26 protein-coding genes and 3 tRNA genes are annotated in these 23,460 nt (G+C 30.4%); 25 read left to right on the top strand and 4 right to left on the bottom strand.

What is annotated here, in order from left to right; all coding sequences use genetic code 11:
* Positions 1 to 52 precede the first annotated feature (52 nt).
* The 6 genes from ACTTAR_RS01745 to ACTTAR_RS01720 all read left to right on the top strand — a co-directional run bounded on the left by ACTTAR_RS01745 (position 53) and on the right by ACTTAR_RS01720 (position 5,952).
* The gene (locus ACTTAR_RS01745; protein ID WP_440680774.1) at positions 53 to 667 is read left to right on the top strand and encodes a TRAP transporter small permease subunit; all 615 of its coding nucleotides are present in this window, start codon (positions 53 to 55) and stop codon (positions 665 to 667) included.
* Positions 668 to 2,002: a TRAP transporter large permease gene (locus ACTTAR_RS01740; RefSeq protein WP_262589325.1), complete on the top strand. Its 1,335-nt coding sequence runs from the start codon at positions 668 to 670 to the stop codon at positions 2,000 to 2,002.
* Positions 2,003 to 2,028: 26 nt separating this feature from the next.
* On the top strand, positions 2,029 to 3,486 hold the full coding sequence (locus ACTTAR_RS01735; RefSeq protein ID WP_440697519.1) for a cytosine permease: 1,458 nt from the start codon (positions 2,029 to 2,031) through the stop codon (positions 3,484 to 3,486).
* Between the two features lies 1 nt (position 3,487).
* On the top strand, positions 3,488 to 4,492 hold the full coding sequence (locus tag ACTTAR_RS01730) for an alcohol dehydrogenase catalytic domain-containing protein (protein ID WP_440680776.1): 1,005 nt from the start codon (positions 3,488 to 3,490) through the stop codon (positions 4,490 to 4,492).
* 193 nt (positions 4,493 to 4,685) lie between these two features.
* Positions 4,686 to 5,336 (top strand): DUF3047 domain-containing protein, encoded by a 651-nt coding sequence (locus ACTTAR_RS01725; protein ID WP_440680777.1) that lies wholly within the window; start codon positions 4,686 to 4,688, stop codon positions 5,334 to 5,336.
* Positions 5,337 to 5,535: 199 nt separating this feature from the next.
* The gene (locus ACTTAR_RS01720; protein WP_440672618.1) at positions 5,536 to 5,952 is read left to right on the top strand and encodes a YbgC/FadM family acyl-CoA thioesterase; all 417 of its coding nucleotides are present in this window, start codon (positions 5,536 to 5,538) and stop codon (positions 5,950 to 5,952) included.
* On the opposite strand, the gene ACTTAR_RS01715 is transcribed toward ACTTAR_RS01720, so the two are convergent.
* Complete coding sequence (locus tag ACTTAR_RS01715) at positions 5,945 to 6,625, bottom strand: uracil-DNA glycosylase (RefSeq protein WP_440680779.1); 681 nt, start codon at positions 6,623 to 6,625, stop codon at positions 5,945 to 5,947. The two genes, ACTTAR_RS01720 and ACTTAR_RS01715, sit on opposite strands and share 8 nt — an antisense overlap.
* A 2-nt stretch (positions 6,626 to 6,627) precedes the next feature.
* On the opposite strand from ACTTAR_RS01715, the gene ACTTAR_RS01710 reads away from it, so the two are divergent.
* Together ACTTAR_RS01710 and ACTTAR_RS01705 are read left to right on the top strand one after the other, a co-directional pair.
* Positions 6,628 to 7,185, top strand: coding sequence for a histidine phosphatase family protein (locus ACTTAR_RS01710; RefSeq protein ID WP_440680780.1), 558 nt, complete (start codon positions 6,628 to 6,630; stop codon positions 7,183 to 7,185).
* 10 nt (positions 7,186 to 7,195) lie between these two features.
* Entirely contained in the window at positions 7,196 to 7,333 is a 138-nt protein-coding gene (locus tag ACTTAR_RS01705) for a hypothetical protein (protein WP_179850441.1), read from the top strand.
* Here the strand turns inward: ACTTAR_RS01705 and ACTTAR_RS01700 are convergent.
* From ACTTAR_RS01700 to ACTTAR_RS01690, 3 genes are read right to left on the bottom strand one after another with little or no spacing between them, the layout of a single operon-like run.
* Positions 7,330 to 7,758, bottom strand: coding sequence for a hypothetical protein (locus ACTTAR_RS01700; protein ID WP_440680781.1), 429 nt, complete (start codon positions 7,756 to 7,758; stop codon positions 7,330 to 7,332). The genes ACTTAR_RS01705 and ACTTAR_RS01700 overlap by 4 nt on opposite strands.
* Positions 7,745 to 7,915, bottom strand: a complete 171-nt coding sequence (locus tag ACTTAR_RS01695) for a hypothetical protein (RefSeq protein WP_179850442.1) — start codon at positions 7,913 to 7,915, stop codon at positions 7,745 to 7,747. The genes ACTTAR_RS01700 and ACTTAR_RS01695 overlap by 14 nt, the downstream gene beginning before the upstream one ends.
* On the bottom strand, positions 7,908 to 8,159 hold the full coding sequence (locus ACTTAR_RS01690) for a DUF1289 domain-containing protein (RefSeq protein WP_428080217.1): 252 nt from the start codon (positions 8,157 to 8,159) through the stop codon (positions 7,908 to 7,910). Before ACTTAR_RS01690 ends, ACTTAR_RS01695 begins: the two co-directional genes overlap by 8 nt.
* An 83-nt stretch (positions 8,160 to 8,242) precedes the next feature.
* Here ACTTAR_RS01690 and ACTTAR_RS01685 point away from each other — a divergent pair.
* From ACTTAR_RS01685 to nuoG, 17 genes are all read left to right on the top strand, one after another.
* A tRNA-Leu gene (locus ACTTAR_RS01685) sits at positions 8,243 to 8,327 on the top strand.
* Positions 8,328 to 8,336: 9 nt separating this feature from the next.
* Positions 8,337 to 9,785, top strand: a complete 1,449-nt coding sequence (gene tig, locus ACTTAR_RS01680) for a trigger factor (protein WP_440680782.1) — start codon at positions 8,337 to 8,339, stop codon at positions 9,783 to 9,785.
* Between the two features lie 42 nt (positions 9,786 to 9,827).
* Positions 9,828 to 10,439: an ATP-dependent Clp endopeptidase proteolytic subunit ClpP gene (gene clpP / locus ACTTAR_RS01675; protein WP_440680783.1), complete on the top strand. Its 612-nt coding sequence runs from the start codon at positions 9,828 to 9,830 to the stop codon at positions 10,437 to 10,439.
* 89 nt (positions 10,440 to 10,528) lie between these two features.
* The gene (clpX, locus tag ACTTAR_RS01670; protein ID WP_428080214.1) at positions 10,529 to 11,797 is read left to right on the top strand and encodes an ATP-dependent Clp protease ATP-binding subunit ClpX; all 1,269 of its coding nucleotides are present in this window, start codon (positions 10,529 to 10,531) and stop codon (positions 11,795 to 11,797) included.
* 60 nt (positions 11,798 to 11,857) lie between these two features.
* The gene (gene lon, locus ACTTAR_RS01665; protein ID WP_075506633.1) at positions 11,858 to 14,236 is read left to right on the top strand and encodes an endopeptidase La; all 2,379 of its coding nucleotides are present in this window, start codon (positions 11,858 to 11,860) and stop codon (positions 14,234 to 14,236) included.
* 246 nt (positions 14,237 to 14,482) lie between these two features.
* Positions 14,483 to 15,124: an NAD(P)-dependent oxidoreductase gene (locus tag ACTTAR_RS01660; protein WP_440697518.1), complete on the top strand. Its 642-nt coding sequence runs from the start codon at positions 14,483 to 14,485 to the stop codon at positions 15,122 to 15,124.
* An 11-nt stretch (positions 15,125 to 15,135) separates the two neighbouring features.
* Positions 15,136 to 15,675, top strand: coding sequence for a hypothetical protein (locus tag ACTTAR_RS01655; RefSeq protein WP_440697517.1), 540 nt, complete (start codon positions 15,136 to 15,138; stop codon positions 15,673 to 15,675).
* 29 nt (positions 15,676 to 15,704) lie between these two features.
* Positions 15,705 to 16,226 carry a hypothetical protein gene (locus tag ACTTAR_RS01650; protein ID WP_440697516.1) on the top strand — a complete coding sequence of 174 codons (522 nt, stop codon included), beginning with the start codon at positions 15,705 to 15,707 and terminating at the stop codon, positions 16,224 to 16,226.
* 367 nt (positions 16,227 to 16,593) lie between these two features.
* Positions 16,594 to 16,669 (top strand) — tRNA-Val (locus ACTTAR_RS01645).
* A 12-nt stretch (positions 16,670 to 16,681) separates the two neighbouring features.
* A tRNA-Asp gene (locus ACTTAR_RS01640) sits at positions 16,682 to 16,758 on the top strand.
* Positions 16,759 to 16,846: 88 nt separating this feature from the next.
* Complete coding sequence (locus ACTTAR_RS01635; protein WP_075506634.1) at positions 16,847 to 17,215, top strand: NADH-quinone oxidoreductase subunit A; 369 nt, start codon at positions 16,847 to 16,849, stop codon at positions 17,213 to 17,215.
* Positions 17,216 to 17,225: 10 nt separating this feature from the next.
* A complete protein-coding gene (locus ACTTAR_RS01630; protein ID WP_425321967.1) occupies positions 17,226 to 17,741 on the top strand; it encodes a NuoB/complex I 20 kDa subunit family protein in 516 nt (171 codons plus the stop codon).
* A 2-nt stretch (positions 17,742 to 17,743) separates the two neighbouring features.
* The gene (locus tag ACTTAR_RS01625; RefSeq protein WP_075506636.1) at positions 17,744 to 18,349 is read left to right on the top strand and encodes an NADH-quinone oxidoreductase subunit C; all 606 of its coding nucleotides are present in this window, start codon (positions 17,744 to 17,746) and stop codon (positions 18,347 to 18,349) included.
* Positions 18,333 to 19,508: an NADH-quinone oxidoreductase subunit D gene (locus ACTTAR_RS01620; RefSeq protein ID WP_218836792.1), complete on the top strand. Its 1,176-nt coding sequence runs from the start codon at positions 18,333 to 18,335 to the stop codon at positions 19,506 to 19,508. The genes ACTTAR_RS01625 and ACTTAR_RS01620 overlap by 17 nt, the downstream gene beginning before the upstream one ends.
* Positions 19,505 to 20,113: an NADH-quinone oxidoreductase subunit NuoE gene (gene nuoE / locus ACTTAR_RS01615; protein WP_440697515.1), complete on the top strand. Its 609-nt coding sequence runs from the start codon at positions 19,505 to 19,507 to the stop codon at positions 20,111 to 20,113. The genes ACTTAR_RS01620 and nuoE overlap by 4 nt, the downstream gene beginning before the upstream one ends.
* Positions 20,106 to 21,437, top strand: coding sequence for an NADH-quinone oxidoreductase subunit NuoF (nuoF, locus tag ACTTAR_RS01610; protein ID WP_440697514.1), 1,332 nt, complete (start codon positions 20,106 to 20,108; stop codon positions 21,435 to 21,437). Before nuoE ends, nuoF begins: the two co-directional genes overlap by 8 nt.
* Positions 21,430 to 23,460, top strand: coding sequence for an NADH-quinone oxidoreductase subunit NuoG (gene nuoG / locus ACTTAR_RS01605; RefSeq protein ID WP_440697513.1), 2,031 nt, complete (start codon positions 21,430 to 21,432; stop codon positions 23,458 to 23,460). Before nuoF ends, nuoG begins: the two co-directional genes overlap by 8 nt.

The following is a 23,460-nucleotide window of genomic DNA, read 5'->3' as shown; positions in this document are numbered from 1 at the left end:
TTCAATTAGAGCGGACTTAATTGTCCGCTCTAGTTTTTCTAAAAAAATTTTTATGGCTGAAGAACCGACCAAACTAGATATATCAGATGAAATGATAGCCGAGAGGCGAGGGGGTTCAGGAAAAATGCCAAATGACATGCCATCATGGATGGCAAGCTCAATTGTAAATATTGATAAATTTAGCAAATGGATAGGTAATGTTGTTTGCTGGATACTGATGCCACTTATTTTTGCTATGACTTATGAAGTTTTGGCAAGAAAACTTTTTCATGCACCCACAATATGGGCTTATGACATAAGTCGATTTTTATATGGTGCACTATTCATGCTAGGCGCAGGTTACGCACTTTCAAAAGGTGTTCATATAAGAGCAGATTTTTTATACAGAAATTTCAAAACAAAAAACCAAGGCATAATTGATTTTTGGTTATATTTATTATTTTATTTTCCAGGACTAATCGTCTTTCTTTACATGACAATTGGTTATGTAGGCGAATCTATTCAAAGAGGTGAAAGAGGAATGGATACTACATGGATGCCTTATATGTGGCCAATTAAAACTTGTTTATTGGTTGGTATAGTATTTTTATTAATCCAAGGTATTTCAGAATTATTTAAAAGTTATTGGGCCGCCACAAGAGGAAAATGGCCAGGAGAACATGAATAAATGTTAGCTGAATTTATAGATCCAGCATACTTAGGTTTTATTTTAGTAGGAGTAATGCTTTTTGCAATTTTCGTAGGATTTCCTATTTCATTTACACTTATATTTTTAGGTTTTGTGTTTGGGTATTTAGGATTTGGAAAATTGGTTTTCTATTTAATGACACTCCAGTTTTCGATGGTCATGACCGAACAAACCCTCGCCGCCGTCCCGCTTTTTGTCTTTATGGGTATTATGATGGAGCAGGCAGGTTTGATGGAAAGATTATTCTCATCATTCCAAATGATGCTAGCAAGAGTTAGAGGTGCATTATATTACGCTGTTCTTTTTGTTTCAGTTATTTTTGCAGCAGCAACAGGAATTGTTGGCGCTTCAGTAACCATACTCGGTATCATGGCTGCAAAATCAATGAATAGATCTGGCTATGACGTTAGACTTGCTGCAGGAACAATAACAGCAGGTGGTACTTTAGGAATTCTAATTCCACCAAGTATCATGCTTGTTGTGATGGGCCCAATTATGGAAATTCCAGTTATTGATTTATTCGCGGCAGCTATAATTCCAGGAATTCTTCTTGCAAGTTTATACGCTGGTTACACTACAATAAGATGCATGATCAATCCTAAATTGGGACCTGTAATTCCTGAAGAGATGAGAGCCGCTAGTATGAAAGAAGTTTGGATTGAATTTTTCTTAGGTCTAGTTCCTCCAGCAGCCTTGGTTTTTGCAGCATTAGGAAGCATCCTTTTTGGATTTGCAACTCCAACAGAAGCAGCTGGTTGTGGTGCAATGGGAGCTTTATTGCTTTCTTTAGCATACAAAAAATTAACTTTTTCAAAACTTCAAGAAGCTCTTGTTAAAACTTTAGAGATAACAGCTTTAATTATGGTTTTAGTCGCTGCATCAAACTTTTTTGGTGCTGTTTTTGCAAGATTAGGTACTCCAACTTTATTAACTGAATTTTTGTTAGGTTTAGAAATGAACAAATATTTAATATTAGCCATTGTAATGGTTGCTATATTTTTATTGGGTTGGCCTTTAGAGTGGGTACCAATCGTAATGATTATTGTGCCAATTATTTTACCATTGATTGAAGCTCTTGGCTTTAATCTTACTTGGTTTGCAATATTAGTTGCCGTCAATCTCCAGACCGCCTGGCTGTCCCCTCCAGTGGCACTGTCTGCGTATTTCTTAAAAGGGGTAGTACCTGAATGGGATTTAAAAGATATTTATTATGGAATGATGCAATTTATGGTTCTTCAAATAATTGGTTTAGTTTTAATCATAATATTTCCAAAAATTGCACTTTGGCTACCAACTCTCTTATATGGACAGTAGAAATTATTAGTTTAAGATAATTTTTAGTGAATCAACCAAAAGTTAAATACTCACTCTCAAATTGGGATCTAGTTTCAGTTAATCCAAATTATAAAACTTGGAATTGGAAAGACCTTTTTTGCTACTGGGGAGTAAATGTACAAAGTGTAATTGGCTTTTCTCTGATTGCCTCTCTTTACATAATGTATGATCTAAATTCTTTTGTGGTTTTACTTGGAACTTTATTAGGTTCATTTTTTGTTTATTTATTTGCTAATTTTATTGGAAAACCCTCACAAAAATTTGGATTACCTTTTGTAGTTTTGTTGAGATCTTCTTTAGGGTTTCATGGAGCTAAATTTTTTGGATTAATCAGAAGTTTAGTTGGAATTTTCTTATTTGGAATTCAGACTTATTTTTTATCAAAAATTTTAACTTATCTTATTAGAATATTTCTTTTTACCATTGATGAGTCTTTGTTAGTACAAGATATATTTATTTTTTATTTTTTTGGTCTAAATATTATTGATTGGTCTTCAATTATAATTGCAATTATTTTTCAAACCCTGTTGTTTAGTATTGGCGCTCAATATAATAGGAAAATTATTAATTTTTCAGCAATCAGTGTTTATACAGGTATAATTATCTTCTTCTTTCTAGTATTTTTAAGTGACGTTAAGTTAACATCAAAAGCATTTGTAAACATTTTAAATACCAAAAACTTTTTTGATGTTAATAATTTAGCACCACTTTTAACTGTAGCAGGAACTGTCTTTGCTTATTTCTCAATATTAATAATTAGTTTTGGAGATATTTCTAGAAATGTCAAAAATACTAAAGAGTTAGATAAAGGGAATTTGAGTTTACTTATAAATTTAATTATTTTCTCTTTTTTCTCCATGTTCATTGTTGCTGGATCAGATGCACTTTTAAATCAAAAATTTTCAGACATAAACAGAATTTTTACAAATCCAACTGATATAATTGGTAAATATGACAATATTCAAATAACTACATTAGTACTTTTTTTTATAGTAATAGCCTCAACATCTACGAATTTAGTAGCTAATTATATTCCTTCTCAATATTCGCTGATTAATTTTATTCCACGTAAATTGTCTTTAAGAAGTGCAAGTTATATAATTTCTTTCCTAGGTTTGTTGGTTGCTATTTTTTGGCTTACAATTTTAAGTCAAATTGGTATTTTATCTTTTATAGATACATTTGGTGCATTTTTTGGACCATTGTTTGGAGTGATGGTTGCTGACTATTATTTAATAAAAAACCAGACCTTGAGTAACAAAGATTTGTATTCAGTAGAAAAAGAAAGTAGTTATTATTATTCTAGAGGGTGGCATATCAAAGGTGTTTACTCAGCTTTTTTAGGTTTTATTTTTTCAGCATCAACAATTTGGAATTCAAATTTAATGTTTTTACAGTCTTATGCATGGTTAATTGGTGCATTTGTAGCCTGGATAACGTATTACTTGTTGGCAAAAAAATAATATGAAAGCTTTAGTATATACTGGAACACAAGAATTAGTTTACAGAGACGAACCTAATCCAATTGAAGTTTCGGGAGAAAGTATTTTAAAAATCCATGCTTCAGGAATATGTGGTTCTGATATGCACGCATATCATGGACATGATGAGAGAAGAATTCCTCCGTTAATATTAGGCCATGAAGTTAGTGGTGAAGTCCAAAATGGTAAATTTAAAGGTAAAGACGTTGTTTTAAATCCTCTGATAACTTGTGGTAAATGTGAATACTGCACAAGTGGAAGAGAACATCTTTGTCCTCATAGAATTATTTTAGGCATGAATAAACCAATTGAAAGACAAGGGGTTTTTGCAGAATTTGTCTCAACGCCTGACACAAATATTTATGAAATCCCAGATGGATTAGATAAAAATGAAGCACCAGTAGCAGAGCCAACTGCAGTTTCTCTACATGCGGTATTAATTGGTGAAGAATCTTTAAAAAAACCTTTGTCAGAATGTAAAATTTTGATCCAAGGTGGTGGTGCTATAGGATTATTATGTGGTTTAATTTTATCTAAAATTAAAAATAGTAAAAATATAATTCTCTCTGATCCTAATAAATTGAGATTGAATGAGTGTTCAAAATATTTAGATGCAAAATATGTTGCACCAGACCATAACGAAATAGAAAGTAATAAATTTGATATTGTATTTGATACAGTTGGTTTAGAAATTTCAAGACAACAGGCTATTGAAGTGGTTAAGCCAGGCGGTTCAATTATACACATAGGCTTAACTCAGCCAGCTGGAACCTTTAATTTTAGAAAAATGACACTTCAAGAGGTGACCGTAATAGGCACTTATTGTTATACCAATAAGGATTTTGAGCAAACTTTGGCAATATTAGCTAACAAAGATATAGGTTCTCTAGATTGGATTGAATTTAGAGATTTAAAAAATGGTGGTGATGCCTTTAAACAAATTCATGATGGCACCTGTGTTGCACCTAAAATTATATTGATACCTTAGAATTAGAATTTAATTTTATAGCTCTAGAACTACCCATTTTGAGGTCATTAGACATAATTGGTGCAGATATCATTATTGACCAATAAATTAAAAGTAAAAAAATTGAAATTGTTTTCATATTATTTATTTAAAAATTAATTCTGATTTTTGCATGTTTAAATCTTGTCTAAATAATGTATTAACAACTTAAATTATGAAAATATTTTTTAAACTCATTTCAATTTTTTTGATTTCATTCAGCTCAGTTGTTGCAAATGAAATTGTAGTTTTTGAATTTACAGAAGCAGAACTTTCAGAATTAACTGTCAGAAAAGTAAGGGGAGCAAAGAACGAGACAAAATATACTGTTGGGAAAAATGAAAATGGAAATTTCCTTAAGGCTGTTGCCGATAATGCGGCTTCTGGTCTTGGAAAAGAAGTTAAAATTGATCTAAACAAGACTCCTTTTATAAATATTACATGGAAAATTGAGCAAGATTTATCTGGAATTAAAGAAGATACAAAAAAAGGGCATGATTTTGCTGCGAGAGTTTTTGCTGTTAAAAAAACAGGTGCAACACCATTATCAAACAGAGCAGTTAACTATGTGTTTTCAAGCAACAGGGATGTTGGACAAAGTTGGCCAAGTCCATACACAAAAAAATCTATAGACAATGTAATGGCCACAACCAAAACAAATTTAAATGAATGGGTAACAGTTAAATCAAATGTAAAAGAAGATTTTAAGAAATTCCATGATTTAGATTTAGATGAATTAGATGGCTTAGCAGTTATGGCGGATACAGATAATTCTAAAATGAAATCTATAGCTTATTTTCAGAATATTTATTTTTCAGCAAATTAATTAAAGTTTAGTATATTTTTTTAGCCCCATGCTCAGGACTGACAGTATGATTGCTACAATTACGTCTTCTATTGGAGTAGCATTAGGAACTCCAAAGTTCCATAAAATTACTCCAATCAACCAAATTATATAAACTTTCATTGTAGTTATTATATCTTAGTTTGTATAAAAATTTCTCATTATTTGATATTAATGAATAATGCATAAAACTTTTAGCCATAATGTTAAAATTTACTATGAAGATACCGACTCTGGAGGAGTAGTTTATTACGCAAATTATTTAAAATACTTTGAAAGAGCTAGAACAGAAGCATTATTAGCTATTGGTTTAAGTAATTTGAAAATTAAAGATGAGTTTAATTCTTTAATAATCGTTAAGTCATGCAATATTGAATATAAAAAATCAGCGTACTTAGAAGATAATTTAACAATAAAATCTTTTATTTCATCTTTATCAAAAACCTCTTTTGTAATGGATCAGTCAATTTACAGAGACGATTTATTAATTGTGGATGCAAAAATACATTTGGTATTTGTAAATACAATTGGAAAACCTACAAAAATTCCTGAGATAGTTTTAAACAACTTTGAGCCTTATATTTTAAAATCTAAATAGCTCTAACTTTTTTTATTTTTTTGAAAAAATTAACTATCATTTTTTCAGATATTAATTTTGTATTTACATTTCTAGGACTTGGATGATAACACGCGTACAATCTGATCTTGTTTGATAAATCATAATATTCCCCATGTTTAAAAATATACTTTCCATTTAAATTATTTTTACTTTTGTAATATTTAATGCAATTGTCAAAAGCAACTTTACCTAAAGCAACAATTGTTTGGATTTTACTTAAAGTTTCAATCTCATTTTGAAAATGATTTGAGCAATTTGATAATTCTTCATTTGTTGGTTTGTCACCAGGAGGAACACATTTCAGTATATTGGTTATAAAAGTTGATTTTAATTCCAATCCATCATTTAAACTTTCTGAATAAGGTAGATTAGAAATATTTGCTTTTTTTAAACAAGTAAACAAGAAATCACTTGATTTGTCTCCAGTGAAGGGTCTTCCTGTTCTAGTTCCACCATGCGCTGCTGGCGCTAAACCCAAAATTAATAATTTCGAGTTTGTCTTACCAAATCCAGGAACTGGTTTTCCCCAATAAGTTTCATTAATGTTTTGTTTTCTTTTTTCGGTGGATATTTTTTTAATAAAATTAATTAATCTAGGACATTTTCTACATTTAATAATTTTCTTATTAAGTTGTTTTAATTTATTATTCATTAATGAAAATTTTAAAATATTTTTTAATTATATTTATATTCTTAAATTCCCCAATTAAAGCAGATTCAAATGAAGCAATTGTTAGTGAGCTTCAAAAAGGTGGTAAATTGATATTTATTCGCCATGCTTATGCACCCGGGGGAGGAGATCCCGCTAATTTTGATGTCAATAATTGTGAAACTCAAAGAAACTTAAATGGTGAGGGAAGATTACAATCACAAAAAATTGGAAATTTTTTTAGACAAAATAATATTTCAATAAACAAAATTTACTCTAGTGAATGGTGCAGATGTAAAGAAACTGCAGAAATAGCTTTTAAAAATTATGAAACAAAAAATTTTTTGAATTCATTTTTTAGTGCAAAATTTGCTAAAAATAGAAAGCAACAAGTTATTGATTTTAATAAATTCTTAAATACGTGGGATCAAAAACAAAATATAGTTTTTGTAACTCATTACGTAGTAATATCTGAACTTTTAAACTACGCACCATCATCAGGTGAGATTGTTATTTCAGATAAAAATTTAAAAGTAATTGATACTTTGGAAATAGAATATTAAATTAGTAATTATGTCTTCAAAAAGAGCTATGCGACAAGCACAAAAACAAGCTTTTGCTAAACATAGATCAAATATTTCAAATAGTAGATTTGATTTTAAAAAAAAAAATTTAGATAAACTTAAGGAAAATAAAAAAAAGAAAACTTAACTTTGGTTTGCAAATTTTTCTATTTTTTTACATGTAGAAATTTTTGAAATCCCTTCCACATCATTCATAACACTTTTAATAAATATCTCGGGATTGTTCTTTTCAATTAATATTTGAGTATAAAACTGAGGATAACCGTGTTTTAAAGTAAAAATTTTACCATCTTCCTCATAAATATTTCTGACATACGAGTTTGATTTTTTTACACTTAAATCAGTAATTCTATATTTTTGATAAGTTTTTTCAGCATAAACATAATTTCTAGTCATAATTAATTCATTAAGATTAAATATGTATTCATTTTTTAAATATTTATCTTCTTTATGATCACATTTGCTTAAAATTATAATTTCTGAAAATGAGTGATTGATAAATGAGAAAGAAAGTAAAATGAGAGAAAAAAAAAATAAATTATTTTTTTTCATTTTTTTCAGCAAAAAATAATCCAATTAAAAAAAGTGCTGTCCACCCAATACCTAGTAAAGCTTTAGGGCTAGTCTCAGCGCTCCACATATCCAGAACCAAAGCACCAAAGATTAGTCCTATAATATAAATTATAACTACGATTGTTGATTTACTCATTTTTAAGACTTTTTTTGAATAAAGATATTCCGTTATTTATTTTATGCTCATAAGACTCGTTAAAACTATCTAACTGCCATCCAGTTAATCTTTTTCTAATACTTTCTAAATTATTTTGTTTCCATTCATCAGTAGTTTCTTCTTGTTTCCACTGTTTTTTTTCATCATTATTTCTTCCACAGCCATAACAATAACCTGTTGAAGGATCTGTTTTACAAATGCTAATACAAGGTGAAATAATCATTTTATTTATATTTTATATCCTTTTACACTATTATTCGGATTGGACAAATCGCTTCAATAATATATAAAGCACGTAATTTAACTGGGGCGATGGCGGAATTGGTAGACGCGCTGGTCTTAGGAACCAGTCGAGCAATCGGTGAAGGTTCGAGTCCTTTTCGCCCTACCATTAAAAATTATGAAAGTTACAGTAGAAAATAAAAAAGGGTTAAATAAAGATCTTAAAATTTTCATCGATAAAGAGACTATGAACTCTTATATGGATGAAAAATATGAAGAGATTAAAGGAACAGTAAATTTAAAAGGTTTCCGACCAGGAAAAGTACCAAAAGAAGTTTTAAAAAGACAATTTGGAAAAGCTTTATTTGGTGAAGTATTAGATAAAGTATTAAAAGAAACTTCAACCAAAGCTCTAGAAGAAAATAAAATTAAACCTGCTGGTCAACCAAAATTAGATCTAAAAACGTATGGTGAAGATAAAGAACTCGAATATGTATTGTCAGTTACAGAATTACCTAAAGTAGAGATTAAATCATTAGAAAACATTAAATTTGATGAATACGCTGTTAAAATAGATGATAGCGAAACGGATAAAAGAATTAAAGAAATAGCAAAAAACCAGCCTAATTTTAAAGAAGGTGCTGCTGACACAAAAGCAAAAGAAGGTGATCTTGTTGCATTAGATTATAAAGCAACGATTGATGGTAAAGAATTTAAAGGTAGTGAAGGTAAAAATACACAATTAACCTTAGGTAAAGATTTATTTTTAAAAGGTTTTGATAAACAATTAATTGGAGTCAAAAAGGACGATGAAAAAGTTGTAGAAGCAACATTACCAGAAAATTACCCTGAAAAAGAACTGGTAAATAAAAAGGCTAAATTCAATTGTAAAATTTTATCTGTTAAGCAATCTCAAGAAGTAAAAATTGATGATGATTTTGCTAAAAATTTAGGTGCAAAAGATCTAAAAGATTTAAAAGCTCTAATTTCAAAACAAATAAATGATGAGTATAAAAATTCCCTAGATCAGCTTTCAAAAAATCAAATTTTAAAAGAAATTGAAAAAATTAAAGTTGAAGAAGTTCCAGAAAACTTAATTGAAGAAGAAGTTAAAATTCTTTCACAAGGAATGTCTGAAGATGAGGCTAAAAAAAATAAAAAATCTTTTGAAGAAAAAGCAAAAACAAGAATTAAAACTGGGTTAATCTTAAATGAATTTGGTGAAAAAAATCAAATCAAAGTTAGTGAACAAGAAATTCAAGCTGAAGTTCAAAAACAATTGAGAATGATGCCAGGACAAGAAAAAATGGTTATGGATTTTTATCAAAAAAATCCATCTGCTTTAGCTAGTCTAAGAGGGACAGTTTATGAGGAGAAAATTTTAAATCTTATAAAAGAAAAAGGTAAACCAAATAAAAAAGAAATTTCAAAAGATGAGGCGGAAAAAATCTTAAAAGAAGCTCATAAACATGATCACGATCACGATCATGACCATGATCATTCACATGATAATGAAACTAAGAAAGAAACAAAAAAGAAACCTACAGCAAAAACTTCAGAGAAAAATAAACCTTCTACAAAAACATCAAAAGCAAAACCAGCCGCTAAAAAAAACAAAAAAAGTTAGCAAAAAGTAATCACAAGTTGTATAAGTAGAAAGAATCAACTTATGACAACAAAATTATCAGAACATATGAGCAATCTAGTGCCGATGGTTGTAGAGCAATCAAGCAAAGGTGAGAGAGCTTATGATATCTATTCAAGACTTCTAAAGGAAAGAATTATTTTTTTAACAGGTCAGATTAATGACAATATTGCATCTTTAGTAACAGCCCAGTTATTATTTTTAGAGGCTGAAGATCCTAAAAAAGAAATTTATTTATATATCAATAGTCCTGGTGGACTTGTTACAGCTGGTCTAGGGATTTACGATACCATGCAATATGTAAAACCCGATATTTCAACTTTATGTATTGGACAAGCTGCATCAATGGGATCATTTTTGTTGGCTGCAGGATCTAAAGGTAAGAGGTTTTCTTTGCCCAACTCAAGAATAATGGTTCACCAACCTTCAGCAGGTTTTCAAGGACAAGCTACAGATATAGAAATTCATGCTAATGAAGTCTTGTCATTAAAGAAAAGATTAAATGAAATTTATTCAAAACATACTGGCAAAAATGTTGATGAAATAAAATCTGCTTTAGAGAGAGATAATTTCATGACCGCTGATGTCGCAAAATCATTTGGTCTTATTGACGAAGTAGTAGAAAAAAGATCATAATACACAATATATTGAAAACTTATTAATCCAAACTTGATTAGTATGAGTCTTCTATAATAAAGTAATAGAATTGATTCGTTTAAAAAATTATGAGTACAAATAATAAAAATATTCTTTACTGTTCTTTTTGTGGAAAGAGCCAACACGAGGTTAGAAAATTAATTGCAGGTCCAACTGTATTTATTTGTGATGAATGTGTTGAGCTTTGTATGGATATCATAAAAGAGGAAAGCAAAGATACTTTTGTTAAACACCAAGACGGTCTTCCTTCACCAAAAGAAATTTGTACAGTACTAGATGATTATGTAATTGGTCAATCACATGCTAAGAAAGTTCTGTCGGTAGCTGTACACAATCATTACAAAAGACTAAATTATGAAAACAAAACTAGTAAGAATGTAGAATTATCTAAATCCAACATTTTATTAGTTGGTCCTACTGGTTGTGGTAAAACTTTATTAGCACAAACTCTAGCTAGAATTTTAGATGTTCCATTTACAATGGCAGATGCAACAACATTGACTGAAGCAGGATATGTTGGTGAAGATGTTGAAAATATTATTTTAAAATTACTTCAAGCTTCAGATTATAATGTTGAAAAAGCACAACGTGGAATAGTGTATATCGACGAAGTTGATAAGATTAGTAGAAAATCTGAGAACCCATCCATTACAAGAGATGTATCTGGAGAAGGAGTTCAGCAAGCTTTATTAAAGATAATGGAAGGAACTGTTGCAAGTGTTCCACCTCAAGGAGGCAGAAAACATCCTCAGCAAGAATTTTTACAAGTAGACACAACAAATATTCTTTTTATTTGTGGTGGTGCATTTGCTGGATTAGACAAGATTATTTCTCAAAGAGACAAAGGTACTTCAATTGGTTTTGGAGCGGATGTAAAAAATACTCAGGATAAAAAAACAGGAGAGTGGATGAAGGGACTAGAACCTGAGGATTTATTAAAATTTGGATTGATACCAGAGTTTATTGGAAGATTACCAATGATAGCAACTCTAGAAGATTTAGATGAAAAATCATTGATAAAAATTTTACAAGAACCTAAAAATTCTTTAACTAAACAATATCAAGAATTATTTAAGTTGGATGGAGCGAAATTAACATTTAAAGAAAATGCTCTCAAAGAAATAGCGCAAAAAGCAATTAGTAAAAAGACAGGAGCAAGAGGATTGAGATCAATTTTAGAAAATATTTTATTAAAAACTATGTATGATCTCCCAAGTCAAGACAACATTGAAGAAGTAATTGTTGATGCAGGAGCCGCAAAAGGTCAATCACAACCAATTTTAGTTCATTCTAAAGGCGAAAATAAATCTAAGTCTGGCAAAACATCAGCGGCTTAATACCCTTAATAAGTAACAAAAACCTATTGCAATATAATATATAATATCCATATTAATCTCATGGACGTTAAAATATCATTGCCGTTATTACCTTTAAGAGACATTGTAGTCTTCCCAAGCATGGTAATACCCCTGTTTGTAGGAAGAGATAAATCTATTTCTGCACTAAATGAGGTGATGAAAAAAGATAAGAAGATCATTCTTGTAACACAAAAAAACTCAGAGATTGATGATCCTAAAAAAACAGACGTATTTATGTATGGTTGTGAGGGAAGTATCCTACAATTATTAAAATTACCAGATGGAACTGTAAAAGTTTTAGTAGAAGGAATTAAAAGAGTTAAAATTTTAGACTTTAAAGATAATGAGAAATTTATTACGTGTGACTATACATATTTCAATGACATCTTACCAAAAGATGAGGATTTATTTCCTTTAGCTGCTACTGCTTTAAGAAGATTAGAGAAATTAACTTCAATAAACAAGAAAATTTCGAACGAAACAATAAATACAATTAAGCAGTTAAAAGATCCTTCTCAAATAGCTGATAATATTGCTTCACATATCACAGCTACAATTTCAGAAAAACAACAAATTTTTGAAACAGTTGATGTTAAAAAGAGATTAAACGCCATAATTAAAATTATGGAGAATGAAACAAGTATAATTGGTGTAGAAAAAAGAATCCGAGGACGAGTTAAAACTCAAATGGAGAAAACTCAGAGAGAATACTATTTAAACGAACAGCTTAAAGCTATTCAGAAAGAACTTGGTGAGATTGAAGACGGCAAAGACGAAACTACAAGTCTAAATAAAGCTATCACAAAAGCAAAAATGCCAAAAGAAGTTGAAAAGAAATGTCTACAAGAGCTTAAAAAATTGAAGAACATGAGCCCAATGTCAGCTGAAGCTACTGTGGTTAGAAACTACCTCGATTGGATGACGGAACTACCTTGGCACAAGAAAAGTGAAGTTGATATCGATTTAACGAAGGCATTAAATATTCTTGATAAAGATCATTTTGGACTAGAGAAAGTTAAAGAAAGAATAATAGAATTTTTAGCTGTTCAAAAAAGAATGGAAAAAATTAAAGGCCCAATATTATGTTTAGTTGGTCCCCCCGGTGTTGGTAAAACATCTTTGGGTAAATCTATCGCAAAAGCAACTAACAGAGAATTTGTTAGAATGTCCGTAGGTGGGATGAGAGACGAAGCAGAAATAAGAGGTCATAGAAGAACTTATATCGGATCATTACCAGGTAAAATAATTCAAATGATGAAAAAAGCTGGAACAAAAAATCCTCTAATTTTATTAGATGAGATAGATAAAATTGGAAATGATTATAGAGGTGATCCGTCCTCAGCATTATTAGAAGCGCTAGACCCAGAACAAAATACAACTTTTAACGATCACTATTTAGAAGTTGATTATGATTTATCTGATGTAATGTTTGTAACAACGGCAAATACTTTAAATATATTGCCTCCATTATTGGACAGAATGGAAGTAATTAGATTAGCTGGTTATACTGAGGATGAAAAAATTAGTATAGCTAACAAATATCTACTTCCAAAACAAATCAAAGATAATGGTGTTAAAGAAAAAGAAATGAAATTGGAAGACGACATTATAAAAGAAGTAATTAGAGGTTATACAAAAGAGTCAGGAGTTCGAAACTTAGAAAGAGAAATTTCTAAACTTGCTAGAAAAGTTGTTAAGAAAATTGTAGCGGGTGAGGAAAAAGAAGTTCAAATTAATAATAAAAACTTATCTGATTTTCTTGGTGTAGCTAAATTTAAGTTTGGAGAATTAGAATCTGAAAATAGAGTGGGTATTGTAACTGGACTTGCTTGGACTGAATATGGTGGTGAAATTTTAAAAATTGAAACAGTAACTATGCCAGGAAAAGGAAGAATGCAAATTACAGGTAAGCTAGGTGATGTAATGCAAGAATCTGTAAAAGCTGCAAAATCTTTTGTTAGATCAAAATGTTTAGAGTACGGGATTATTCCACCTCTATTTGAGAAAAAAGATTTTCACATTCATGTACCAGAAGGAGCAACACCTAAAGATGGCCCATCTGCTGGAATAGGAATGGTTACTTCAATTGTTTCATCGATTACAAATATACCTGTAAGAAGAGATGTTGCTATGACCGGTGAGGTAACGTTAACTGGACAAGTATTACCAATAGGTGGTCTTAAAGAAAAATTATTAGCAGCTCATAGAGCTGGAATTAAAGAAGTTTTGATTCCAAAAGAAAACGAAAAAGATTTAGTGGATATGCCTAAAAAAATTATAGATGATATTAAAATTACGCCCGTTGAATATGCTGACCAAGTAATTAAAATTGCTTTAACTAAAGAACTTAAACCTACAGAATGGGTTGAGGTAGATTTAGCTAAAAAAGACGATAAATCTCAGGCTAGTATTCAATAATAATTAATTTACTTTATTTAAGTGTTGATGTAATAAGTAGCTCTGTTTTGGGGCGGTTAGCTCAGTTGGTAGAGCATCTCGTTTACACAAATAATTTCATATAAAACTAATCATTTCATCCCAACATTTTTTTTAAAATGCTCAAGACATTTGCACACTGTGTGCACAGTTGAGTAATAAAAGCCTAGAATCTCGTTACATTTTTTTGCTAAAGACTCTCTGTTCAGGATTTGGTAATCTTGGATCATGGGTAAAAATCTTAAAATAGCTGTACTAGGAGCTACTGGAAAAGTAGGATCCCATTTTGTCAAACAATCATTAGAAAAAGGATTTTCTCTAAGACTTTTGGTAAGAAGCAAATCAAGCTTTGAAAACATAAACAACAGTGATGTTTCAATTTTTGTTGGAGATTCTACTAATTTAAAAGATGTTGAAAAATTGATAATTGATGTTGATTGTGTAGTGAGCTTGCTTGGAAATGTGAAGGCAAATAATCAATACACAACTATAATGCAAAAATCACATGCTAATATTTTAAAAGTAGCAGGTAAAAGAAACAAAATTCCTAAGTGCATATTTATATCTTCAATAGGATGTGGAGGTTCATCGTGGTTAATAAAAGTCATGCTATCAATGATTGGTGGAAAAAAATCCTTCAATGATTACGAAGCCGCTGATAAACAAGTTAGAGAACAATCAATCGTACCCAGTATTTTAGTTCGTCCATATGCTTTAAACGATAAAACACCAACTGGAGAATATAAAATTCTAAAACCCAAAACCATTCATTTTGCTAAAACACTATCGCGAGCAGATTTAGCAAAATGTATAGTCAATATTGTTGAGAATACTAAGTTTCTAAATCAGATTATTCATGTTGTAGGTTGATAAATATTAAAATGAAAAAACTTCTATCGATCATGGTTCTTAGTTTATTGTTCAGTGGCACCTCATTTGCAGCGTATAAATTTCAACAAATTGGTATCGATTTTAAAACTTATGAAAAGAGCTGTAAGAAATGGCATATATTCAATAAAAAAAAATGGCCTGAATTTCTTGGAGAGGAAGATGGTTATAAAGTTTACAATTGTTGGAAACCTGACACTTTAGGTTATGGTGATGTACAAGTTTTTAAAGATAACATTTTAGTAAAATCAGGAAATGTTTTAGGAAATCAACAAGGTCAAGGAGCCAGAAATATAATTAACCTTTTAATTGGTTTAAATTTACTAACAAATTCAGCAAACTCAAATTCTTTAACTACAAATAACAATAATGCTTTAAAATTAAATGAGAGTGGAGTTAATATGACAGGTGGTATTTATAACAGAGAGATAATTTCTGGAAGTAATAAAATTTGTTTTTATAAAACTTTAACAGGTGAGGTTGCTCTCACAATTCAATCCTCGCAACAATGTAAAAGAAGCTTAAATCAATGAAAAAACCAAAGATTAAACAAAAATTCTAAATGAATGATATATTTGATAAACTAGAGAAAAATATTTCAGAAAATAAAAATAAATCAAATAGTAAAAAAGAAAAAACAGCAAAGCTTTGGAGTAAATATTATGCTGAAGAAAAAAAGATTCAAAAAGAATTAGGTATAGAAAAAGATTTAATTAAATTAGAAAAATTTCTAAATAAACACATAGACAACGACAATATAAAAGTAAGACGATCAATTAATAATCATTTAACAGTTGAGTATAGTATTTCACTTCCAGATGGTTATTCAACAACAGGTGTAAAAATGGAGTACAATAATTCTAAAGAGCTTGATTATCATGCTTCAGATCCTGATTTAGAAAAATACAAACATTCAAAAGATTCATACGTTATTCATGTAAAATTGCTGGGAGATCCTGATATAGATTATGTATATACAGAAAATGTAAGAGAGGAAAAAATATTCAAAATGAAAGATAAAGAAAAAGCATATGAATATTTTAATGACCTTTTTCAGGTAAGAATTTTACACTTAGATAATTAATTATCAGTTCTTTTGTTAGATGTAATTTTTTTAAACCTAAAAACTAATTTAAATAACCAATATCAACAATATAGAACCAATAAATTTAAATATATTAATATCTAATTTATTTAATACACAGCTACATAGCAAACACGGCTGATTTCACTTCCGTCAAAAAAGTAATATGCAATTAGAAAAAATAAAAAAGTTTTCTACACTTTGCAATTTAGCTGCGTCATCCGTGTATAGTTGCTAATCTCTAAAAAATCTTTGCACACTGTATGCACAGTTGAGTCGTAAAAATTTAATTTTTAGCCATTTTTTAAAGGTAATAATTCTTGCGGAATTCTATTAAAAGTTATAAAAAACGCTGTATTTTGGTTTGGGGCGGTTAGCTCAGTTGGTAGAGCATCTCGTTTACACCGAGGGGGTCAAAGGTTCGAGTCCTTTACTGCCCACCAAACAAATTAAGTGGGGGTGTAGCTCAGTTGGTTAGAGCGATCGCCTGTCACGCGATAGGTCGAGGGTTCGAGTCCCTTCACTCCCGCCACTTTTTCCCAATAAACTGTCTGTTAATATTAATAAAATGTGACTTATCTTCCCTTCAACATCAGATAAAAACTGATATATAGATTTTCATGTTATCTGAATTTTTAAAAGATTACCTACCGATTATTCTATTTTTAGTTATTGCTCTTGGTTTGAGTGTTGCTTTTGTAGTGTTGAATTTTTTACTTTCTCCAAAAAAACCTGATCCAGAAAAGTTGTCTGCGTATGAATGTGGTTTCGAACCATTTCAAGACTCTAGAATGGAATTTGATGTAAGATTTTACTTAGTTGCAATTCTATTTATTATATTTGATCTTGAAATTGCCTTTTTATTTCCATGGGCAATATCATTAGGAAACATTGGTCTATTAGGTTTTTCATCAATGATGATTTTTCTATTCATACTAACAGTTGGTTTTATTTATGAATGGAAAAAAGGTGCTCTAGATTGGGAATAAAATTAATTTAATGAACGATAAAATAGAACAAGTTCCTGAAGAGTTTAAACAACTTGCTAAAGATTTTAGTAAAAATGGTTTTATAACGACATCGTTGGATAATTTAATTAATTGGTCCAGATCTGGCTCTTTGCATTGGATGACTTTTGGTCTTGCATGCTGTGCAGTTGAAATGATGCAAACAGCAATGCCTAGATATGACTTAGAAAGATTTGGAGCTGCTCCTCGTGGATCACCTAGACAATCAGATGTGATGATTGTTGCCGGAACATTGACCAACAAAATGGCACCAGCATTAAGAAAGGTCTATGATCAAATGCCAGAACCTAGATATGTAATTTCTATGGGTAGCTGTGCTAATGGTGGAGGTTATTATCATTATTCATATTCAGTTGTTAGAGGGTGTGATCGTATAGTTCCAGTTGACGTTTATGTTCCAGGATGCCCTCCTTCTGCGGAGGCATTATTATATGGAATTTTGCAATTACAAAAAAAAATTAGAAAAAAAGGATCTTTTATAAGATAGTCATGAATAGTTTAGAGGATCTAGAAAAAAAAATTAATTCTGAATTAACCACGAAAATTAATAATTCAGAAATAAAACATAATCAAATTTATCTAGAAACAGATAAAGATGATTTTTTAGATGTAATTTTATTCTTAAAAACTAATCTTGATACAAAATTTCGGCAGTTAATAGATATTACTGTTGTGGATTATCCTGAAAATAATCAAAGATTTCAAGTAGTTTACTTATTTTTAAGTCATGAATTTAATCAAAGACTAGTTCTAAAATACTCCATTTCTGAAAATGAAGTTATACCTTCTTTAACAAGTGTTTTTCCTGCAGCAAATTGGATGGAAAGAGAAGTTTTTGACATGTATGGTGTAAATTTCAAAGATCATCCCGATTTAAGAAGAATACTTACAGATTATGGATTCGAAGGACATCCTTTAAGAAAAGATTTTCCTTTAACTGGTCATTCTGAAGTTAGATATAGCGAAGATCAAAAAAAAGTTATTAGCGAACCAGTTAAACTAGAGCAAAATTATAGAAATTTTGATTACGAGAGTCCTTGGGAAGGAACAAAATACATTAAAGAAGAAATTGAAAATAATGACAAAAAAAATTAAAAATTTAAATCTAAATTTTGGTCCTCAACATCCAGCAGCTCACGGTGTATTAAGATTAATATTAGAATTAGACGGTGAGGTTGTTGAAAAAGCAGACCCACATATAGGTTTGCTTCACAGAGGCACTGAAAAATTAATTGAAAACAAAACATATATGCAGGCTGTTCCTTATTTTGACCGTTTGGATTACGTAGCTCCAATGAATCAAGAACATGCCTTTGCTCTTGCTGTAGAAAAAATTCTTAAAATAGATGTGCCGATCAGAGCTCAGTATATAAGGGTTATTTTTTGTGAAATAGGACGAATATTAAGTCATATTCTTAACGTAACAACTCAAGCACTTGATGTTGGCGCTTTAACTCCATCACTTTGGGGTTTTGAAGAACGAGAAACATTAATGACATTTTACGAAAGAGCTTCTGGATCAAGATTACACGCCAACTACTTTAGAGCAGGAGGTGTTCACCAAGATTTACCAAAAGGTTTAGAGGAAGATATCTCAAACTTTTGCGATACATTTCCAAAAGTGATTAATGATTTGGAAAGTCTTTTAACAGACAATAGAATTTTCAAACAAAGAAATGTTGATATTGGAATTGTAAGTAAAGAAGATGCTTTAGATTATTCGTTTTCAGGAGTTATGATTAGAGGATCAGGAGTACCTTGGGATTTAAGAAAGTCTCAACCTTATGATTGTTATGAGGATTTAGATTTTAAAATACCAGTTGGAAAAAATGGTGATTGCTACGATAGATATTTATGCAGAATTGAAGAAATGAAAGAGAGTGTTTCTATTATTAAACAGTGTTTATCTAAAATGGAAAAAGGTCCAATTAAATCATTAGATGGTAAAATTAGTCCACCATCAAAAAAAGATATTAAACAATCAATGGAAGCGTTAATTCATCATTTTAAATTATTTACAGAGGGTTATAGAGTACCTAAGGACGAAATTTATACAGCTGTTGAGGCACCAAAGGGAGAATTTGGAGTTTATTTAATTTCTGATGGTTCGAGCAAACCATACAAATGTAAGATTAGAGCACCAGGATTTTCACATTTGCAATCAATGGATTATTTAATTAAAGGACACATGTTAGCAGATGTACCAGCTGTTCTAGGTTCATTAGATATTGTTTTTGGTGAGGTGGATAGATGAGTTTAAGAAAACCAGCAAAAGATCAACCAGAAAGTTTTGAATTTAATGCTTCCTCTTTAGAGGCAGCAAATAATATTGTTGCAAAATATCCAAAAGGAAAACAACAAAGTGCTGTGATGGCCTTACTTTATATTGCTCAAAGACAAAATAATAATTGGATACCATTAGCTGCAATGAAGTATATCGCTAAGTTTTTAGACATGCCTTATATAAAAGTTTATGAGGTAGCTACTTTCTACACAATGTACAATCTATCACCTGTTGGGAAATATTTTGTACAAGTATGCACTACAACACCATGTATGATTAGAGGTGCAAATAAATTGGTTGAAGCTTGTAAGGAAAAAATTTCTGAAAATGAATGTGAATTATCAACCGATAAGAGTTGTTCATGGATGGAGGTTGAGTGTCTTGGCGCATGTGTGACCGCTCCTATGATGCAAATAAATGATGATTATTACGAAGATCTTGATAAAGAAAAAACATCTGAGATTTTGGATAAAATTTTAAATGGAGAAACTCCAAAACCAGGTTCATACAGAGGAAGAGTTAATAATGAGCCAGAGAACAATAGAAAAACACTAACGGATTTAAAAAATGCTTAAAGATCAAGATAGAATTTTTCAAAATTTATATAATGATAAAGGCTCTGATGTAGCAGCATCACAATCAAGAGGTGATTGGGTAAACACTAAAGAAATTATTGAAAAAGGAAGAGATTGGATTATTAATGAAATTAAAGAATCTCAGCTTAGAGGTCGAGGTGGTGCAGGATTTCCTACAGGTTTAAAGTGGTCATTTGCACCAAAAGAAGTTGGATCAAGACCACATTATTTGGTTATCAATGGTGATGAGTCTGAACCAGGCACTTGTAAAGATAGAGATATTTTAAGATTTGAACCTCATAAATTAATAGAGGGTTGTCTAATAGCATCATACGCAGTTCAAGCACACGTCTGCTATATATATATTAGAGGAGAATATTTTGTTGATGGTCAAAAACTCCAAGCTGCAATTGATGAGGCTTATAAGAAAAAATTATTAGGAAAAAATGCAGCTGGAACTGGGTGGGATTTAGATATTTATATCCACTATGGAGCAGGAGCATATATTTGTGGTGAAGAAACAGCATTACTTGAAAGTTTAGAGGGTAAAAAAGGTCAACCAAGATTAAAACCACCTTTCCCAGCTTTGATTGGTTTATATGGATGTCCAACTATAATTAATAATGTTGAAACGATTGCTGTGGTGCCAACTATTCTAAGAAGAGGAGCGAAATGGTTTGCTTCTTTAGGAAGAGAAAAAAATACAGGTACTAAAATATTCTGTATTTCTGGAAATGTTAATAATCCGTGTAATGTAGAAGAGGAAATGAGTATTCCTTTAAAAGAATTAATTGAAGTTCACGCTGGTGGAGTGATTGGTGGATGGGATAATTTACAAGCTGTAATACCAGGTGGATCTTCTATGCCTCTAATTCCAAAAGATAGATGCGAAACATTAAAAATGGATTTTGATGCGTGTGTCGAAGAAAAAAGTGGATTAGGGACAGCAGGGATAGTGGTTATCAACAAAGATCAAGACATTATTAAATGTATGGCGAGAATTGCTAGATTTTACAAACATGAAAGTTGTGGACAATGTACACCTTGCAGAGAAGGTTCTGGATGGATGTGGCGAATGCTTGAGCGTATGGCAAAAGGCGATGCAACTAAAGATGAAGTAGATATGTTAGGAGATGTAACAACCCAAATCGCTGGTCATACAATATGCGCATTTGGAGAAGGTTCCTCATGGCCAGTTCAAGGTTTGTTAAGACATTTTAAAAAAGAAATTCAAGAAAGAAACAATTTGGATCCAATTGTTCAGAAAAAAAACAATATACCTTATTTAGTTGATCAACATTTATTAGATAAAAAAAATGCTTAAATTAAAAGTAAATGACATTGATATAGAAGTTGAAGAAGGACTAACAGTTCTTCAAGCCTGTGAAAAAGCAGGAGTTGAGATACCTAGATTTTGTTATCATGAAAAATTATCTATAGCTGGAAATTGTAGAATGTGTTTGGTGGAAATGGAGAAATCACCGAAACCAATCGCATCATGCGCAATGCCTGCAGCTGAGGGGATGAACATTAAAACAAATACAAGTTTAGTTGAAAAAGCTAGAAAAGGTGTAATGGAATTTTTACTAGCAAATCACCCTTTAGATTGTCCTGTATGTGACCAAGGTGGTGAGTGTGATCTTCAAGATCAATCAATGTTTTATGGGGTAGATAAATCAAGATTTAAAGAAAATAAAAGAGCAGTTCCAGAAAAAAATATGGGCCCATTAATCAAAACTCAAATGACAAGATGCATACATTGTACAAGATGTGTGCGATTTGCTACTGAAGTTGCAGGTGTTCCAGAACTTGGTGCAATAGGTAGAGGTGAGGATATGCAAATTACAACATATCTTGAACAATCAATGCAATCAGAATTATCTGCCAATGTAGTTGATTTATGTCCTGTTGGAGCTTTGACATCAAAACCTTATGTTTTTGAAGCGAGACCATGGGAGTTAAAAAAGACTGAAACAATTGATGTCATGGATGCAATAGGTTCAAACATTAGAGTTGATACATACGATTGGGAAGTAAAAAGAGTTCTTCCAATAATTAATGAAGATATTAACGAAGAATGGATTTCAGATAAAACTAGATATGCGTGTGATGGCTTACTTCATCAAAGATTAGATACCCCGTATATTAAATACAATGGTAAATTTGAGAAAGCTTCGTGGCAAGAAGTTTATAAAATAATAAAATCTAAATTAGAAAATACATCAAAAGAAAAAGTATCTGGTTTTGTTGGAGATTTAACAAACATGGAAACTGCGTACATTTTTAAAGAATTTTTTGACCGAACACTTGAAACTGATAATTATGAATCAAGATCAGATAATAGATATATTAATATTTCAAAAAGAGAAAATTATTTGTTTAATTCCTCAATTAACGGAATTGAAGATGCTGATTTAATTTTATTGTTAGGCACCAATCCTAGGTATGAAGCCACAATTTTAAATGCAAGAATTAGAAAATCTTATCTAAATAATAGTACGAGAATTGTATCATTAAATGATTGTGGAGATCTAACTTATCCTTATGAAAGCTTAGATGGACAAACTAAAACAATAAAAGAAATTATAGATGACACACATAAACTTTCAAAAGAAATAGAAAGTGCAAAAAAACCAATGATAATTATTGGTGAGTCTTTATTAAGATTAGAAAATGCACAATATTTATTTGATAATTTAAAAGATTTTTTGAATAAAAAAAATAAGTTCTCAGAAGAGTGGAATCCTTTGAATGTTTTATCATGTGATGCAGCAACTGTAGGAAATTTTGATTTAGGGGTTTTAAATAATAAAACAAATTTAATAGAAGATTTAAAATCAAATAAATTTGAAATAGTGTTTTTAATAGGTCAAGATAATTTAAATTTTGTTAAAAAAAATGAATTTGTTATTTATCAAGGGAGCCATGGTGACAAAGGGGCAGAGTGTGCAGATATAATTTTACCTGGCTCAGCTTATACAGAACAAGACGGTTATTATACAAATTTAGAGGGAAAAATTCAAAAAGCATTTAAGGCTTCTTATCCACCTGGAGATGCAAAAGAAGATTGGCAGATAATAAATGAACTTGCTGAATTAATGAACAATAGAAAATTGTTTAACGATAAAGAAGAGCTAGATAGCAGCATGTTAAATTATTTAAAATTGCAAAGTGAAAAACAAACTGAACAAAATAATAACAAATCGAATTCTGATTTTAATAATGAAAATTTAAAAATTGAAATTAAAGATTATTATTTTTCTAATGTTGTTGCTAAATCATCAAAAACAATGATCGAGTGCAATAATGCAAAAATGAATTTAAAATCAACAGGCACAGAAGGTTAA

This window comes from Candidatus Pelagibacter sp. HIMB1709 (genome assembly GCF_052047635.1).
Classification (GTDB): domain Bacteria; phylum Pseudomonadota; class Alphaproteobacteria; order Pelagibacterales; family Pelagibacteraceae; genus Pelagibacter.
Note: the sequence above shows the minus strand (reverse complement) of the source record. Positions and strands in the feature narration are given on the sequence as shown.